This is a genomic window from Bacteroides sp. 14(A), from assembly GCF_000526555.1.
Lineage (GTDB): Bacteria > Bacteroidota > Bacteroidia > Bacteroidales > Bacteroidaceae > Bacteroides > Bacteroides cellulosilyticus.
On the sequence record NZ_JAGH01000002.1, the window covers coordinates 943949 to 961821 of the forward strand.

General features: G+C 43.6%; 12 protein-coding genes. 6 read left to right on the forward strand and 6 right to left on the reverse strand.

Annotated elements, in window-relative coordinates; translation table 11 throughout:
• Positions 1–107: 107 nt before the first annotated feature.
• The 6 genes from K429_RS0111110 to K429_RS0111135 all read left to right on the forward strand — a co-directional run bounded on the left by K429_RS0111110 (position 108) and on the right by K429_RS0111135 (position 3739).
• Entirely contained in the window at positions 108–584 is a 477-nt protein-coding gene (locus K429_RS0111110; RefSeq protein ID WP_007215082.1) for a hypothetical protein, read from the forward strand.
• A 212-nt stretch (positions 585–796) separates the two neighbouring features.
• Entirely contained in the window at positions 797–1228 is a 432-nt protein-coding gene (locus K429_RS0111115; RefSeq protein WP_026366972.1) for a hypothetical protein, read from the forward strand.
• A gap of 103 nt (positions 1229–1331) precedes the next feature.
• Positions 1332–1811 (forward strand): hypothetical protein, encoded by a 480-nt coding sequence (locus K429_RS29455; RefSeq protein WP_007211510.1) that lies wholly within the window; start codon positions 1332–1334, stop codon positions 1809–1811.
• A gap of 77 nt (positions 1812–1888) precedes the next feature.
• Complete coding sequence (locus K429_RS0111125; RefSeq protein ID WP_007211511.1) at positions 1889–2305, forward strand: hypothetical protein; 417 nt, start codon at positions 1889–1891, stop codon at positions 2303–2305.
• A 23-nt stretch (positions 2306–2328) separates the two neighbouring features.
• Complete coding sequence (locus K429_RS0111130; protein ID WP_026366975.1) at positions 2329–3063, forward strand: hypothetical protein; 735 nt, start codon at positions 2329–2331, stop codon at positions 3061–3063.
• 208 nt (positions 3064–3271) lie between these two features.
• Complete coding sequence (locus K429_RS0111135) at positions 3272–3739, forward strand: hypothetical protein (RefSeq protein ID WP_225979459.1); 468 nt, start codon at positions 3272–3274, stop codon at positions 3737–3739.
• A gap of 46 nt (positions 3740–3785) precedes the next feature.
• On the opposite strand, the gene K429_RS0111140 is transcribed toward K429_RS0111135, so the two are convergent.
• From K429_RS0111140 to K429_RS0111165, 6 genes are all read right to left on the reverse strand, one after another.
• Entirely contained in the window at positions 3786–7880 is a 4095-nt protein-coding gene (locus K429_RS0111140; protein ID WP_229098641.1) for a two-component regulator propeller domain-containing protein, read from the reverse strand.
• A 19-nt stretch (positions 7881–7899) separates the two neighbouring features.
• The gene (locus tag K429_RS0111145) at positions 7900–9231 is read right to left on the reverse strand and encodes a family 43 glycosylhydrolase (RefSeq protein WP_026366977.1); all 1332 of its coding nucleotides are present in this window, start codon (positions 9229–9231) and stop codon (positions 7900–7902) included.
• A gap of 261 nt (positions 9232–9492) precedes the next feature.
• On the reverse strand, positions 9493–12099 hold the full coding sequence (gene xyl3A / locus K429_RS0111150) for a xylan 1,4-beta-xylosidase (RefSeq protein ID WP_026366978.1): 2607 nt from the start codon (positions 12097–12099) through the stop codon (positions 9493–9495).
• A gap of 48 nt (positions 12100–12147) precedes the next feature.
• Entirely contained in the window at positions 12148–13206 is a 1059-nt protein-coding gene (locus K429_RS0111155) for a glycoside hydrolase family 43 protein (RefSeq protein WP_026366979.1), read from the reverse strand.
• A 164-nt stretch (positions 13207–13370) separates the two neighbouring features.
• Positions 13371–15875 carry a glycoside hydrolase family 9 protein gene (locus tag K429_RS0111160; protein WP_026366980.1) on the reverse strand — a complete coding sequence of 835 codons (2505 nt, stop codon included), beginning with the start codon at positions 15873–15875 and terminating at the stop codon, positions 13371–13373.
• 246 nt (positions 15876–16121) lie between these two features.
• Positions 16122–17858, reverse strand: coding sequence for a RagB/SusD family nutrient uptake outer membrane protein (locus K429_RS0111165; protein WP_026366981.1), 1737 nt, complete (start codon positions 17856–17858; stop codon positions 16122–16124).
• Between the last annotated feature and the right edge of the window lie 15 nt (positions 17859–17873).

Here is a 17873-nt window from a genome sequence, read left to right on the forward strand (position 1 = left end):
AGCAGAAGAGGAAAAGAATATTTTCAGAAATATTATGGTGTACCATGGGGTGAAGATGAAAACCCAACTTACAAACCGGTGAGTACTAACTTAAAGTATTAAACAGTATGAAAAAATATATATTGAGATCTGTATTGTGCTTATTGTTACTGGGTTCTTGCGATAGTTGTCTTGAAAAAGGTGGAGAGCGATTATGCTTAGAGAACGAATCAGCACAGGATATATCTGTATTGTTGGGAGGAATACAAACCACAGTAGATACGGATACGCTACTTCCAGATATAGATAATCCTAATATTCTTCACAAAATACCTAAAGAAAAACAACGCGATATGGGCGGAGTAGGGAGAATGGCAGGTTGGGATGAAATGTTTGCGTACTTGGGTATTGATACGATGCGTATTTTTATATTAGCTACCGATATAGTAGATATGTATGATTGGAATATAATTCAGAAGAATTATAATATCTTGCAGCGATATGACGTCAGTATTGAAGATTTGAGGTACTTAAATGGCTGCTTGTACTACCCACCTATTTCCACCATGCGTGATATCAGAATGTGGCCTCCTTATAGTAAGTAGGATTATTCCTTTTTTGAAAGTATTCATGGTGAATGAAATGTAAAACTAATACGTAAATATGAAAACCCAAATCAGACTATTAGCAATCAGCATATTATCTACATGTTCAAGAAAGAAACAATAGTTTGATACAATCTAAACGGGAAGTAAATTTACGACCGTGTAAGGGTACGGACTGGAACAAATAACATGAACTAAATAAATCAATAGATATGAAGTTTTTAAAATTTTCACTAATTGCTTTAATCCCTTTTATTTTATGGGGATGTCCAGACAGAGATATACCATTCGATTCAACTGTTATATTTATAAATAACTCGGATAAGACATTGCTGGATTATTGTAGAGATAATTATTATCCTGATACTACAATACAGGTTGAGGGTAATGTTTTTGATGATAGAATTAAAAAATTCGCTATAGCCCCCCATTCGGTTCGTAGAAAGCAAACTAGTTGGAGGTATGAAATGAAACAGCCATATTCTACAGGTGTCATGACAATCTTTCTTTTTGACATGGCTGTCGTTGACTCTGTTCCTTGGGAGAAGATCCGTGAAGATTATCTTGTAGCAAAAAGGTATGAGTACACTCTTGCACAGCTTGATAGTTTGAATTGGACAATCGTATATCTCCCTGAAGAGTGAGTATTATTTATTTTCAGTATGGTTTAGAATAAGAGATTTTATCACTATCATTCTAAATTTGTATACGAAATATAGTAAATTCTTGAACAAAAAAGATGGAAATATGAAATTGATAAGCAAACTACTACTAATATTGTTAGGATGTTCTTCCTGCGACCCAAATACGCATGAATTTGGCTTCGAGGTGTATAATCAATCGGATAGAGAAATAGATGTGTGTTTAAACATGTGGTATCTGGGTATCCAAGATATTTTAGTACCTGCCTATCAAGACTATGATGCTACATCCCAATATAATTATGGATTTACAACCGTGGAAAAGAAATCAGTAAATTTATTTATAGTACCTGGTTCAATTACTGCAGAAGAGATTTTTAGAATGTCTAATGATACGATACGCATATTTATTTTTGATGCTGATACGCTTGCAAAATATTCTTGGGAGGAAATAAGTCGTAACTATAATATCTTACAACGATATGATTTGACGCTAAAAGATATGGAACTTTTAAAACATGATATCTATTATCCTCCCACTCCCGCTATGCGTAATATAAAAATGTGGCCTCCTTATAGCGAGTAGGCTTTTCTGAACGCAACTGTGATGAGTGTTGATGGAATTTATTATAATAATCATCGAGTAAGATAGATATGAGACGAATGAGGATAATAGTATTGTTATGTGCATGCATCCTTCTATGTGCATGTCCAAAACAGCCGATTCAGCGTTATATAACGTTGGTAAATAAATCTGGTAAAGAAATAGTTTGTCAGCAATTGTGGTGTGCTACTATAACAAATGCTGACACTTTGTATGAATGTAGAATTCCGACGCAAGGCATTTTAGCTAATAGTTCATATCTCTATGAAAGCAAATACGGATGGGAGTCAGACCTTGGATTCCTTCCGTATATACAGTATTTGGTATTGGATGCAGAGAAGTTCCATGAGTATCGTTCTGCTCCTTGTGACACTATTCAGAAGTATGTTCCTGTTTTATATCGTTACCAACTCAAATTGGAAGATTTGGAACAGATGAACTGGACAGTAGTTTATCCCCCTGAAGGTGAGAACTGAAACATTAAACTAATACATAAAATATGAAAAAACAAATCATTCTATTAGCAATCAGCATCTTGGGAGCATTCTCTCTTCATGCTCAGGAGATAAACGAGGGTCTGGTACAATCCAAACAAGAGGTTATCTCACAACCACGTAAGGGCACGGACTGGAATAAACAACCTATCGGTTACGTTTTTGCAGGTGCAGGCATAGGATATATTCCATCGGTAGAAAAGGTTGAGGGACTGGCTGCTTCTAATTACGTTACGGGACTTGATTGGAGAGTAGGAATGTCTCGTTACTACAATCGTTGGGGATGGGGAGTACTTGTACAGCAATTTCGTTCCAAGCAATCAGTTGCTTTCTATGATGGTGTACGTGGTATGGTTATGGATGATATAGGGCGGCTATTGTATATTGCCCCCCAATTTACCGGTCGATGGATTTTAGGAGAGAAACTAACCATTTATGGCGCAATCGGTTGGGGGTGGTTGCGCTATAAAGAGACAGTGAAAGGAAGCGGATTGGGGGAACTCAGTGGTACAGCCAATGCTTTAGGTGGAAATTTCACAGTGGGTCTTGAATATCGTTTGAGTTCAGTAGTAGGTATGAGCGTAGATCTCGGTTTAATAGGAGGCGAAATTGGGAAACTAAAAGTTGACAATACTGGGCTGCAGGCAGCAATTGATGAGACATATACCGGCAAGATGGATGCCACCCGCCTATATGCAACGGTAGGGGCACATATTTATATCTGGAAGAAAAAGAGATAACGTCTTCTATTTGGATACCGGGTTGCTTTATTTGATGTTTAATCATGCCATGCAAAACATTTTCCTCAACTAAAAGGTTATTAATATGGTATGGTAACAAAGATACTATTTATTTATAATTTGTCATTATCTTTGTAGTCATATCATATTAATGATGTCATTGAGTTAGGAAGCTACACTTTTGAATTGATTAAGAATGAGTAATATTTTGAAAAAACTATTCTCCATATTGGGGAACGATGAAAGTAAACCGGACTTTCAGACTTGCTGTACCCCTATGGAGGTATTTGATAAACAGAAAGTAAAAGCCATTGTAAAACAGTGGCTTTTGTTCATTGCTGAATACGAAACCCTGCCTAATGACATCATTGCATTGAACTTCAACTTGTGGGAAGCTGTCGAAGAAAATGGGCAGAGCTGCTATACACTCGAACTGACAGGCTCTAAACAATATGACGCGGAAAATGATGACTGGGCTTGTGAAGAAGATTTCGATCCGAGAGAAAGGAACTGTGATGCTTTGCAACTTTCCAGCGAAATCCCGTGGGAGGAAGTACTGAACGGCCTGGTGGAAGTTCTGAAAGAGTTAAAGAAAGAACTGAAAGTAATAAGTCTTTTTCAGGTGAAACATATAACAGTTGGGTTTGCGGAAGGCGATCTGATAGTTATAAAATAGAAACCTTCCGCAATGTGCTGTAAACAGACCTGATTCTAAGGTCGTGCTACTTGAAGAATGAACTGGGCGTTTGCTTATATTGTTTCACAAAGCAACGGGTGAAGTACTTGGGATCATTAAATCCCACCCGGTAGGCTATTTCTGATACAATGATGTTATTGGTGCTACTCTCTAATATTTTCTTGGCAATCTGTAGCCTGTATAATTGGATGAAACGTACCGGCGGAAGTCCGGTGAGTGATACGAATTTCTTATAAATCACTGTATAACTGATGTTCAGCCTTTCTGTCAGATCCTTTACACCGAATTGAGGATCAGCATAGTTCTTTTCCAGAATATTCATAACTTCGTTCATGAACTGCTGGTCGGGCTGTCCCACTTCCAGCAGGATAGGATTCAAGTCTTGTTCTACGAATTTCTTCTGACGCAAATCCCTGTTCTTCAAGATGGAGTCTATGTGGGCTAATAATACGGATTGTTCGAAAGGCTTGGTGATATATCCGTCTACTCCGTTTTCATAGCTTTCTATCCGGGCAGTCTCACTTGAATTTGCCGTGAGAAGCAGGAAAGGAATGTGACTTAAAAGCTTGTCCTCGCGCAGTCTTTTGCAGAAGTCGGAACCATCGCATACGGGCATCATTAGATCGGATACAATAAAATCGGGCACGATATTCTGGGCTGTCTTATAGCCTTGCTCACCGTTGTTTGCTTCAGCGATATTGTATTTTTCTTTCAGCATATTCTTGATATAATGACGCATGTCGGGATTGTCTTCTACCAATAACAAAGTCGGCTTGCTCCTGTCTATAGGAATGAACGGCTCGATTTTGTCTTCAACGGGTACGGGCTCTTTATATTCCTCATGAATTTCATTCTCCGCTGCGTCCGCCAGCGTAATGGGGAAATATAATCTGAAAGATACACCTTCTTTTTCCGAACTCTTGACTTTAATCGTTCCGTCTAATAGGTTGATAAGCTCTTTTACGATGTGGAGTCCGATGCCCGTACTGCTCTGTCCGTAGTTTGTATATTTGTTCTGTTCGGGTATCCGGTAGAAACGGTTGAATATTTTGTCTATTTCGTCAGGAGCTATTATGCTGCCACTGTTGGTGACGGAGATAAACTGCATGAGTTTGTTCGATTTGTCGATGAATTGGTTGGCATGCAATGTGATTTTTCCTTTATCGGGAGTATGCTTGATGGCGTTGGATAATAGATTGAACAGTATCTTATGCAGGTTTTCCTTATCAGAATAGATATGGTCACTCTTCAGGCGGTATATCTTTTCAAAGCTGATGTTTCGTTCTTTCATCAGGTTGGAAAAGTCGGTTATTGTTGTGTTCAGGAACTTGCTGAAGTTGAATTGAGAGTAATTGAGCGTTAAGTTCTGGGTATCGATCTTGCGCAAGTCAATCAGTTGGTTGACCAGTGAAAGCAGGTATTGAGCGTTCCGGTTGATAATCTGTAAGTCCTCTTTTTCTTTGGGATCGGTAGTTTGCCTGACAAGCTGGCTTGCCGGTCCTTGTATCAGGGTTAGGGGTGTCTTAAACTCATGTGCGAGGTTGGTGAAATAGGATAGCTTCTCTTTGTTGATAGCCTCCATCTGCTCGGACATGCTTTCTATCTTTTCTTTCAGAAGTTTCTGGATATGTTGTTGCCTTGCATTATACCAATAGATGATATAAAGCAGAATGGACACTATCAATATAGCGATAAGTGAGTAGAACCATCCTGTTTTATAGAATGGGGGATGTACAATAATGCTGAGACAGGTGGCTTCGGTAGACCAGGTGTTGTCGTGGTTGGTGCATCGTATTTCCAGCGTATATTTTCCCGGCGGCAGATTGGTGTACTTGGCGTTTCTCTTTACCAATCCTGTGTTCCAGTGCTCCTCCAGTTCATGAATGCGATGGAAGTAGAACACCTTTTCCTGTTCGATATAATCCAGGCAGCTGAATGTGATTTCAAAGGAATTCTGTGGTGGATATAAATGCAGTTCCTTGGTTGTTGAGATACTTACGGGCAGATTGTCGCTGTTCAGATAAGGTATCAGCTGGCTGCCGTTACAGACAACGCTGGTGAGGGTTATCGTCCGTTGCTTTTGCTTGGGCAGGTTTACCAGTGGACTGAATGTTACGAAACCATCGATAGTTCCCAGTAACATATTGTGATTGATGGTCTTACAGCCGGATCTTTTATAGAATTGGGGTACCAGCAACCCGTCTCCTTCGTCGAACTTGAAGGCCCGTTTGGTATTGATATCGAAGAAGTAAATGCCTTTTAGGGTACTGATCCATAAGTTCCCGTTCTCATCGTCCAGAATGTTCGAGATGCTGGTGTCCGAAAGACCGCAGCGTACGGCATAGTTCTTGAAAGTATATTTTTCGTTGTTACCGTTGTCTTCCAACAGGTAGATGCCATTTCCGAGGCTACCCAGATAAATCTCCCCTTTTTTAGTTTCGAATATACAAGTGATCTTTTCATTGATTTTGCTTTCGGGATCATCCAGTTTGTGCTGATAGTATATACATTCGTAGGTATTCCTGGAATTTTCCAGGTCGATGACGTACACGCCGTTTCCGCCAATCCATAATCTTGACTGTGAGTCGATGAAGATTGTATTCATGTTATGAACGGGTTCCTTGGACTGTGTGTAGAACTTTAGTCGATTGATAGCTCCCGTAGAGAAATCGAGTGTATTGATATGGCTGCCGCTGCATATCCACAGTGCATTCCGGGCAGAGTCCAGGGCTATGTCATGGATGTCATCGGAGGTTAGGGAGGAATTCAAACTGTTGTAATGTTCGAATACGGGATGTGACAGATTGTTTTTATCCAGTTTATCCAGCCCTCCGCCTATTGTTGATATCCAGTAATTGCCATGCAGGTCCTGAATGATATCCGAGATGTTGTTGTGAGCCAGTGAGTGCGGATCTCCCGGGTTGTGTTTGAAGAGCGAAAAGGAGTCAGCACCTTTCCTCTTAATGGCAAGTCCGCCATCTACAATTCCTGCCAGGATGTTTCCCTCTTTGTCTTCGAGCACCGTGCTGATGATGTTGGGTACTCCTTTCTCATACCCTTGCAGTGAATAATTGAAAGTTATGCGTTGCGGAGCCATGATATTAATTCCGCCGAAGTCGGTCCCTACCCAGATATTATCATTCTTATCAACAAATATCCGGTTGACGATATTATCATTCAGGGACCGGGCTTGTATGCCTCTGCTGAAAGTAACGAATTGGTCATTTCGCTGGTATATGTTCACTCCGTTTCTGGTTCCGATAATGATGTCGCCTGATGAATTTTTATCAATATCTGTGATGAAGTTGGAGGAAATGCTGTGAGGATTATTGGGATTATGCTGATAGAGTATGCAGAACTGATTCTGGGTGTTATAGCAGTATAAGCCACTTTGGGTGCCGATCCACAGATAGTCACCATACGAAAACAGGCGGTTGAAGATTAACTGTGAAGTATCTAAGTTTGTAATTACGGGGATATTGCTGTAATCCTGTTTGCCCGAAGGAGTGAAATGCAATAAACACTTGTCGCCTCCCGCCCAGATATCACTACCGTGTTTTACGATGGTTTTGATATCCACATCTTTCTTCAATATCCGGATATCTTTTATCTGCCTTTCTTCGTTCAGAATGATGTAGGCCAGTCCGTCACTTTTGCCTACCCAGAGATTATTGAAATCGTCGACAAGCAGGGCCTGAACGGGAGAGTAAAGCACATTATTGTTCTTACCGGAGTATTCCTTATAGAAGTTGAGATTTTCGTGAAGGAGATCAATGCTCATGATGCCGGCTTCGGAAGCTACCCACAAATAGTTGTTGTCGTCTTCGTCAATGTCATTGATGTAATTACTTTCAATAAACTGATACGGTTGCCTGGGAGCTGTGGAGTAGTGTTTCAGTTCGTAACCATCGTAACGGTCGAGCCCGTTGGAGGTTCCGAACCACATGAATGAGTTGTGATCTTTGTGTATGGTTCGGATAGAGTTGTCGCATAATCCGTTCCGGATAGTAAGATAAAGGTAATTGTATTGGTTTGGATTATCCTGGGCAAGCGCTAAACCCTGCCCTTGCAGGAAGCAGAGCAGGGTTGTGATTAGTGCTATTGTCTTCGTATACTTCATATCCGGCATGGAGATTTAGTTATTGAAAACTGATCCAGTCAATTTCAACTTTACCGCTTCCTTTTAGAGACACGTATAAATCGTGGATACCGGTCTGAGCGGAACGAACCGGGGATTCAATATTCGTCCATTTATCGGTTTTGGGAACTTTTATTTCCGAGATAACCGGACCGTTTGTTCCGTTTATACGTATTTGCAGTGTTCCTCCGTTGTCCGAGGTTACTCTTGCTTTCACTTTTCGGGGAGTACTCTCTCCGAAGTTCACCCGGTTGTACTGCACCCATGCACCGTTTTTGCTCAATAAAGTTTTCCAGCCTTCGAATTTGTTTGCCTGGTTCAGGTAATCGATGGCCGCTCCCTGATTGCTTAACCGGCTGTAGCGATCCAGTTGAATTTCTTTCCGGGCGTCTGTTATGCCCACTCCGCGCAGGGTAGGGGTTACTTTTTGGATAGTGCCGTCCGGGTTGAAGAATAAAGAGTCGACCCGTGCCGATCTGTTTTTATCGAATTCGGGGGAGTAATCGTTGTGGTGATAGAACAGGTACCACTGGTCTTTGTATTCCACCAATGAGTGGTGATTGGTCCAGCAATCGGTTGGTGATTCATCCATAATGATACCCTTGAACTCAAAGGGACCCATGGGATTGTCTCCCATCGCATAAGCCAGAACTTCCGTTTTCTCCTTTACCCAGGGGAATGTGAAGTAATATTTTCCGTTGCGTTCAAAGGCGAAAGGTCCTTCTTTGAAGCCTTCGGGTAATCCTTGAATTTGCATGGGTTCTGAGGCGAGTTCAAGCATATTGTCTTTCAGTTTTGCTACTGACATTCCGCGGCCTGACCAGTATATGTAGGCTTGCCCGTCTTTATCAATGAGCACGCAAGGGTCGATGCCATTGACTCCTTCAATGGGAGTGGCCTGCGGGGTGAAAGGGCCGTAAGGCTTGTCGGCTATGGCAACTCCGATGCTGAAACCGCGTTTGCCTTCGCCTTTAGGGGTAGATGGGAAGTAGAAATAATATTTCCCATTCTTGTATACACATTCGGGGGCCCACATGGAATAGGAGTCAGGAGCTACCCAAGGTACATTTTCCTGGCTTAGGATCACTCCGTGGTCTGTCCAGTCAACCAGATTGTCTGACGAGAAAACATGGTAATCTGCCATACAGAACCATTCTTTCAGTCGCTCGATGGGGCTCGGAATGTCATGTGAAGGATAGACATACATCTTGCCTTCAAAAACTTTGGCGGTGGGATCGGCAGTGAACTGATCCGTAATAATGGGGTTCTGAGCTTTTAATGTACCTATTATTACCAGAAATGCGGATAATAAAAATAGTCTTTTGTTTTTCATAAGCTAATTGTTTTTTAGTGCGTACGGACTTTTATTTCTTATCCGGACACAAAGATAAAATAAAAATCCGTTGGCGGAATTAATTTCTTTCTACAGGGTTATGAGTTAAATGATAAATAATCTTTTAGACGCGGATGACACAGATGACGCGGATTTTATTATACTTCTTATAGCGCAGCCTTTAAATCCGCGTTATCCGTGTCATCCGCGTCTGAAAAATAATATACCGAATGGCGCTAATCACTTATCACTAAACCCTAATCACTTTTGTTCCTTTCTATCCCGTAAAGTGACTTTGACGGATTGCAGATCCCGGGCTGCGGAACTCGTTCCATAGAATAACTCGTATTCACCCGGTGCCACACGCATGGTATTTGTAGAAGGATCAAAACATTCGAATGATTCGGATGGCAACTCTATCTTGACATCCTGTTTGGCTCCTGCTGCGAGTTCTACACGTGCATAGGCTTTTAGGGACTTTAATGGTCCGTCAGCATCATCTGTTTTGCGTATGTAAACCTGTACGACTTCAGTTCCGGAGCGCTTGCCTGTGTTGGAGACCGGTACAGTCAAGGTCAGCGACTCATCTGTACGGAGTTGGGTTTTGTTACAACTGGCTGTACCTACGGCGAAATCCGTGTAACTTAATCCGAATCCAAATGGGAACAGAGGGTCGGACATATACCGGTATGTACGTCCTTTCATGGAGTAATCCTCATAGTCGGGAAGTTGTTTCGTACTTTTGTAGAAAGTGACGGGCAGCTTGCCGGAGGGGTTATAATCACCAAACAGCACGTCGGCTACAGCATATCCACCCAGTTCTCCTCCATACCATGCCTGGAGAATAGCGTCGCAACTTTCCGTTTCGGGCAGCAATGCCATAGACGATCCGGAACAGTTGACAAATACTACTTGTTTTCCGGCATCTTTCAGAGCTTTCAGGAAGTTTCGCTGTACAGCGGGTAATTCTATATCCGTACGGTCACCCCCTTTGAAACCGGGAATATTCACGGGCATTTCTTCTCCTTCCAGTTGTGGCGAAATGCCACCTACGAAGACCACTACATCTATGCCTTTAAGTTTCGAAATGCTTTCACTATAATTGATCGGGAATTCTTTGCCGAGGTTGAACTTCAGGTTTGCAGCCCAGTTTTCTACTTGTGCATAGAGTATTTCTATCTTATACTCTTTCCCTTTCTCCACTTGTAGCATGGTGCGGGTATCGGTGGTTCTCCAAGTGCGGTGTTTAGTCATCGACTTGCCGTTTACCAATAATTCAAAGTAACTGCAACCTTCGAGATTGAGGAGAATTTCGCCTGATTCCTCCGGAGTTAATACGGTTTCGTATTTGGCTGAGAACTTTTCAAGATTTACTCCGGGGCCAAAAGTATGTAATCCGTATGTAGTTACGTTGATAGGCTGGGTGGTACGGAGCGAAGAGACAGGCTCTCCCTGGCGTTCCGGGTTGTTCCAGAATGTAGCTTTTATGCCGGGTTTCCCATCTATGCTGCATTGGTCAAGATAGGATTCCAATGTTTGGTCATTCACCAAGTCACAGCCTTTCATGTAGACGATCTGATTCTTTTTCAGTTTACTTTTGAAGCCGTCCAGGATGGTAATGGTCTGATTCGGAGTTCCGTTGTAGTTGCCCCACAGCATAGGTTTGTCATCAGCGTTAGGACCGATAACTGCAATCTTGCGGATGGATTTACTTAAAGGCAATACATTGTTTTTGTTCTGTAAGAGTGTCATTGTCTGGCGTGACATATTCAGTGACAAATCTTTGTGAGCCTTACAGTTGACTACCGACATCGGTATTTTTGTCCAGTTCACTAATGACGGGTCGTCCATTTCTCCGAGTTCAAAGCGTCCTTCCATCAGGCGAAGCACATGTTTGTCTACTTCTTCTTCCGTTATCAATCCTTTGGATACGGCTTCCGGCAGTTTCTGATAAGCATATCCGTATCCACATTCCACATCTGTACCTGCCATGGTTCCTTTGACGGCTGCATGTACGGCATCGGAGGAACTTTTGTGGGAAGTCCAGAAGTCGGCAATGGCTCCACAATCGGAGACTACGAGATATTTGAATCCCCACTCATCACGGAGTATCTGTTGAAGCAGACGGGTGTTTCCACAACAAGGATCATCGTCCAGGCGCTGGTAGGCACACATCACTTCGCGTACATCGGCTTTTTGTACCAGTGCCTTGAACGCAGGCAGGTAAGTTTCCCACAAGTCGCGGGGACTGACGTTGTTCAGATTGGCGGTATGACGACTCCATTCCGGACCGCTGTGTACGGCATAATGTTTGGCACATGCAAGTAGTTTGCGATACTTCTCATTTTCAGGTCCCTGCAATCCTTTTACCACTGCAATACCCATTTGTGAAGTCAGGTAAGGATCTTCCCCGTAAGTTTCCTGACCACGTCCCCAACGGGGATCACGGAAGATGTTTACGTTGGGAGTCCAGACGGAGAGACTGTGGAAACGGACGTCCTCCAGTCCGTTGCGTACGCGCTCGTTGTGCTTGGCACGCATTTCATCGGAGACTGCATTGAAGATTTCGAATACCAGTTTGTCATTGAATGAAGCGGCCATTCCTACCGGTTCGGGGAAGACTGTTACATTTCCCTGATTGGCTACCCCGTGAAGGGCCTCACTCCACCAATTGAACTTCTTTATTCCCAGGCGTGGAATGGCTTCCGAATCATCACACATCAAGAGCGCTTTCTCTTCTAAAGTCAAGCGTTTCACTAAATCCTTCGCTCTTTCTGCCGGACTTAGCTCGGGATTCTGATACGGCAATGTTTGTCCCCACCCCGATAGGGAGAATAACAAACCACAGGTTACTAATACCTTTTTCATAATAATGTTGTTTTCATGGTATAAAATTATGTTTTTATTTCTTGGTTGCTAAGGATGATATCTCCCCAGTATTTTAATTTCATCTCCTGAAATATCGGCTTCAAACAGTGTGGGTCTTCGTGGACCCGGGTTCTCGGAGTCGAGGCTTTGGTGATGCAGGCACATCAGCAACTTTCCATCGAATGTACGGAATAACATACCATGCCCTGAATTATTAGGTATCAGAGGAGCATTGCACTGAATCCAGGGGCCGGCAAGTTTACCCGACCCGGAATAAGCCACTCCCTGCGCACAACGGCTGTTGCTCCAACTGGACCACAACATTCCTAAACGTCCCGTACCTGTCCGGAACAGGAACGGACCATCTGCCACATAGCCTTCCAGCGCCATGCCGAAGGTGAGTTCACCTATCGATTTCATTTCTCTTGGCCATGGGGCATCGGATGCTCTGAAAAGGGTAGTAGCGGTTCCCATTGATTCTGACAGGTCCGGAGCAAGCTGGATGTAGTTGATCATTCCGTTTACGGTTTGCATCCATTCGTGGCAAAAGACCATATAAGGTACTCCGTCTTCTTCCCAGAAACTACCGTCGAGTGTAGACCAGTCTTCCGGCAGATAGTCCGTGCCGCTGATGGGGTGGTAGGGACCTGCTGCTTTGTCGGATGTAAGGATATGGGTGGCACGACGTTGCACATTGTATCTGTTGGGTACAGTGTCTACTATGATCTTGGGATTGGTAAAGGTGACGAAACAATAGTATTTACCTTTATATTTATGGAGCTCCGGGGCCCATATCCTTGGAGCGGTTCCAATCCAGGAAGTTGTATCCACAGTAATGTATTGATAGGGACCTGTCCACATCTTTAGATTCGTGCTTTTCCATAAACTGCCGCCACTTCCAACCAGATAATACATCTGTGTTTCTTCATCGGCCAGGATAAAGGGATCGCTTAACTGCAAAGAGTCAAAGGAAGTGGTGTCCATCTTATCTCCTTCCTTGCCGCCGATAAATGTATATTGCTTTACCGGTTCCGGGCTCTTAGTCTGGTTACAGGCGACCAGACTAAGAACGAACAGAGTTATTGTGAAGTGAAACAGTATCTTCATAATTCATTGTGTGCGTTGAAGTGTAAATCTGTATTATTATTTGAAAAAACAGAGTTCTATTAGCTAATCACAAAAGTAACAGCTATCTCCTTTAAGGAGGGATACAAAACTATTTTTGAGGAGGATTTTTCTTGCTGGCAGGGTGTTTATGCGGTTCAGACACCTTATTTCAGCAGGCTGTTGACTGCATTCACCAGGTAGATGTAGCTTGCTGCCAGATCTATTACATACTCATTCTCGCTCCAAAGAAAAGGATAGTCCTCCCTGTTCTCGGGGAAGTCCGGTTTCAATATCCTGATGCCCGGCACCACACCTCCGGGAATGAAACTGAAGTCGGCCCGGTTGCTCCCGTAAGCCACCTTTTTGGGCTGTGCGCCTACTCCCGAAACAAAAGACAGATTATGGCACGGATGGCAACCGTACAGATAGTTCAATCCTCTGTATATGTATTCCGGGTTTATCAGCTCGGGATACGAACGATGGAGCAGGTAGTTCGTAATACACGCCTGAACAATGTTTCTGTTACCTGCCCATCCGGCAGTGCTGATCCTTACTCCATACGGATTTTCTTTGTCTACTTCGGCAAGTTCTCCGGCATAAGCTTCTACCAAGGGCCTTACTTGCTTCTTGAACGCATTATCCATGAAAGGAATCATTTGTGCAATGACAGAGGCATTCCGGTTGAATTGTTCCAAAAGGGTGGGGAGCAGTTCGTTCATTTTTGTCTTGTAACCTTCATAGTCCGTTGAGCGCCAGAGTTCGAAAGCGGCTCTGCATTCGATGGATTTCATGAATTCAGGATTGCTGAATCGTCCGCTATACGTTTGTTCTTCGGGATTTGCCTGGTGGTTGTGTTCGTCGTCCCAGATGAAGCGAGCTACTCGCAGGGCTTCTTTGCTCAGTTCCGGATTGTAATCCTTCAATGCACGCGAAGCGGCTGCCAGCGAAATGGCTGTGCCATAATTCATGTGCGGTGTCCGGTTGGTGAATGCCCAACGGTCATCGGGAGTACCACTTGTACGCCCGTCGGTTTGCAGGCTATCCAGGCGAGGGTTATAAACCAGGTTATCCGTCTTGTTTACCGCATCTCCCAAATGGCGGTACTGATATAAATGAGACTCGTTGATTCCCGGAATGGCATAGCCTATCGCATTCACCTGCGCTACTAATTGCAGAACGCCGTGTTCAATCTGTTGCAATACATCGGGTTTGCCGTCGGGTACATGTATTTCCGTATAGCGTGTCTTTTGATTAATGGTGGTTTCATCGCGGTTTACCCCAAAACTCTCCCACAAAAGGGCGAAAGCCTGTACTACGGCATGTTGTGATCCGGTCTGGATATCGAAGTCTCCTGCATCGAACCATCCGCCGACGTTCAGACCGGGGATATGCTCCAGTGGTTTGTACTTGTTGCCGGTGGTCGGTCCTTGTCTCCAACCGTCCCAATGGATACGGTTGACGGGAGCTTGCAGGGCATCATCCAGATGTGCGGCGCCATGCCATACGCGATAGGCTTCGCGGACAAACATATGATCCATCTGTACAGGGAAGAATACGTCCAGTGTCGGGAACCATGCTTTCTGAAACACATCTGTTGCGATGGGGAAAGGTGCTGTGCGCTGGTCGCCATATTCCAGCATATAGATGCCCGGTTCTGTGACAGAGGAGAAATCAAATTGAAGGTAATTGTAGCGTGTGTACATTCCCCAGGTTTTGGGAGTGCCGGACAGGGCTTTGCTGAGGCTGCCGTCACTACACACCTTATATAAAGAGACGGTAGAGAGTGGCTTGTCATTTTTATCCAGTTCCACTACGGCCACTTTCTTTTGTGTGGGGTGGTAACCTACTTGTGAGTAGCTCACTACGGGTTTGCGCACCCAGTCGGATTGGGTCTCTGCTGTGATAAACCATTCGGCTATCTTGCCGGTCTTTCCTGCCGGAAGGAGGGTACGTACAACGAAGTTTCCGTTCTGTTGTTTGTTCCTTCCGTCAAAAAATGACAGGTTATTGTCATCGGTGGTGCGGATGGTGATGTGTTTCAACGGTTCGTCCGGTGCAATGTCTATCAGTTTGCCGGTGGCCATGGGAGTGGGTTCCACTTCACCGTTGATGGTAGTCATAAAGTCGGCCGGAGAAGTGGGGAACAGACCGTGCTTGCCGTCTATTATGTAGGAATGGCCGAAGAAGACCGGGGGCATGAATTCCATATTCAGTCCGGCTATGCCATGCAATGCTTCGGGTAAAGGTTTGTCTACGTTTACGCTAAGGTAGAAACCGCCTTCACGGGCTTCTCCTGTCAACTTGTATTCGAAGTTGTATTCGGGATATTCCAGTATGACGTCGATCCGGTTATGTTCTTTATCCGGCATACGCTCGACGAACTTTGGCAACTTGTCCCATTGTCCGGGTGTCGGATTCATGCGGACATCTCCGTTGGTAGCGGTGCGGATGCCGTGATGAATGATTTCTACGGCACTGATCTTGGAATCATCGAAGGTAGCATCGTATAGGTTGCTGAATACGAAGAAGTTCAACCCGCGTGTTTCGAAGTAGTTAGAGTCATTTAATGCCAGATGGCTGTTGCGGGAAAAGGAGGTACTTTTTCCGCAACCGGTGAATATCAGGCATCCCACTACTCCCATACAAAGAATGATTGCTTTTAATTTCATACTATTCATTTTCGTAATCGGTTCACTTATCAAATAATTAATCATGCGAATCAGGAGTTGAATTGATTCATATCTTTTCGGTTATGAATTAATTCACCACAGATTACACAGATTCACACAGATTTATTAATCTAATAATCAGTAAAATAAAATCTGTGTCAATCTGTGTAATCTGTGGTGAGTCTTATTCCTTTCCATCCTGTTATAAATCAAATTCAGCCCCTGATTCGCATAAATAACTAATCTTTAATTATTTGCCCATCCGTTAAGCTGATGAAGTTCTTTGTTTAAGTCTATAACATCTTTTGGGAATGGGAAGTATTCATGTTTACCCTTTACGAAGCCATAAGAGCTTGCAGGTAAATTTTGATCTACTGATAAAGGATGAGTCAACTCAGCACGTAGATGATGTTCTTTTCCATAGTATGGTGTACCTTGGATGAAGAAGTCGTCATACAGTTGCGGAACCTGATCAACGACAGCATCCTGACACTCTTTAGCAATACCCCAACGAACGATGTCGTGAAAACGACAAGTCTCGAACCAAAGTTCGTACTGCTTTTCATCGCGAAGAGTCTGAGTTGTGAGTTCTGTTTCAGGAGCTTCTGCACGTTTCTGAATAGCATTCAGATATTTTTTACCTTCATCCAAATTACCTGTTTCAAGACAAGCCTCTGCATAAAGCAGATACGCTTCTCCCAATCTGGCGATACGGAATGATGCAGAGTTATGAGTGTCGCTAATAGTCATATTGCGGTCGTTAGGAGATTCTATATTCTTGACTTCCATATATACGCCATGTGCGAACAGGCCTTCTGTACTCTTGATACCACGTTTTGGATCTTTTTTCTTGTCGGCAAGAGACATCTCATTTCCGTCAGCATCGAAATCCGTTTCCCAACCGCAGAGTTTAGAGTCGTATAAGAATTCGTCCGGAGTGAGGAATGTAGCTTTGCGACGCGGACCGTCACCATCATTTTGATACATCTTTTCGGCAAACTTCCAGTTGATGGCACCACCGCCCCAACCATCGTTAGCGCCGCAGATGGATGCGCGAGAGCCTAAGCGGTCATAACGCCAGTTCAATACGTTGTTTGTCATCCAACGGCCACGTTGGATATTACCCCAAAAACCTTTATCAATGTTACCGAAGCAATTAGCCTCGAAGATTTTTTCTTCGCAGCCATTACCCTCTACATGGAATAGGTCACGGAAACGATTTCCCGGAACAAGTGCATAGTTGGGAGATTCAACCAAAGGCTTAAGATTTCTCTCTGCACGAGCCATATCGCCGGCGAATACGGCAGACTTGCCCGCTACGAAATATGCAAAACCTTTTGTTACTTTAAAAGCACCTTCTACATCATTAGGACCTTTACGTGAGTCAAGGTCATTTACAGCTTCTTCACACTCGGAAGCACACCACTCAAGCAGAGATTTCTGGCTTTCGACATTTGTAGGTTTGTCATCGGCACCCAGCAGTTTGTCGACTTTTGGAGGACGCTGGAATGTGAGAGCCGCCATCATGTGACAATAAGCGCGTAATACGCGAGCCTCTGCGACACAACGGGCCATAACCGTACTTGCAGCCGGATCTACATATGTTATTACAAGGTTACTTGCATAAATAGACTTATAGTAACGCTGATATAATTCTTTAAGAGGAGCGTTGCCTGTATCATAGCGGAACTCATCGAATACACGCATATCCATGTGGTCAGCATAATTTGTACCGGCAGAGAAAACATCATCTGCTGAATAATTGAGTAAAGTGAACTGCGGCTGATAGATTCCGGCAGACGAACATACATTGTCAAGGAACTGCGCATAAGCGGCAGTCATAGCATCAATAGCATCTTGATCGGTTTTATAGAAGTTTTCAGTAGAGCTAACAGCCTTCTGCTCGATGTTCAAACGACTTTCATCGCAAGATGTGCAGAACAGTGCGGCACATACCGCAAACGAATATATATATTTTTTCATTTTCGTCAGTATTAA

What these genes read in the sequence shown, in the direction of transcription:
- K429_RS0111110 (WP_007215082.1), top strand. Translation starts at nt 108, where the DNA reads ATGAAAAAATATATATTGAGATCTGTATTGTGCTTATTGTTACTGGGT.
- K429_RS0111115 (WP_026366972.1), top strand. Translation starts at nt 797, where the DNA reads ATGAAGTTTTTAAAATTTTCACTAATTGCTTTAATCCCTTTTATTTTA.
- K429_RS29455 (WP_007211510.1), top strand. Translation starts at nt 1,332, where the DNA reads ATGAAATTGATAAGCAAACTACTACTAATATTGTTAGGATGTTCTTCC.
- K429_RS0111125 (WP_007211511.1), top strand. Translation starts at nt 1,889, where the DNA reads ATGAGGATAATAGTATTGTTATGTGCATGCATCCTTCTATGTGCATGT.
- K429_RS0111130 (WP_026366975.1), top strand. Translation starts at nt 2,329, where the DNA reads ATGAAAAAACAAATCATTCTATTAGCAATCAGCATCTTGGGAGCATTC.
- K429_RS0111140 (WP_229098641.1), bottom strand. Translation starts at nt 7,880, where the DNA reads ATGAAGTATACGAAGACAATAGCACTAATCACAACCCTGCTCTGCTTC.
- K429_RS0111145 (WP_026366977.1), bottom strand. Translation starts at nt 9,231, where the DNA reads ATGAAAAACAAAAGACTATTTTTATTATCCGCATTTCTGGTAATAATA.
- xyl3A (WP_026366978.1), bottom strand. Translation starts at nt 12,099, where the DNA reads ATGAAAAAGGTATTAGTAACCTGTGGTTTGTTATTCTCCCTATCGGGG.
- K429_RS0111155 (WP_026366979.1), bottom strand. Translation starts at nt 13,206, where the DNA reads ATGAAGATACTGTTTCACTTCACAATAACTCTGTTCGTTCTTAGTCTG.
- K429_RS0111160 (WP_026366980.1), bottom strand. Translation starts at nt 15,875, where the DNA reads ATGAAATTAAAAGCAATCATTCTTTGTATGGGAGTAGTGGGATGCCTG.
- K429_RS0111165 (WP_026366981.1), bottom strand. Translation starts at nt 17,858, where the DNA reads ATGAAAAAATATATATATTCGTTTGCGGTATGTGCCGCACTGTTCTGC.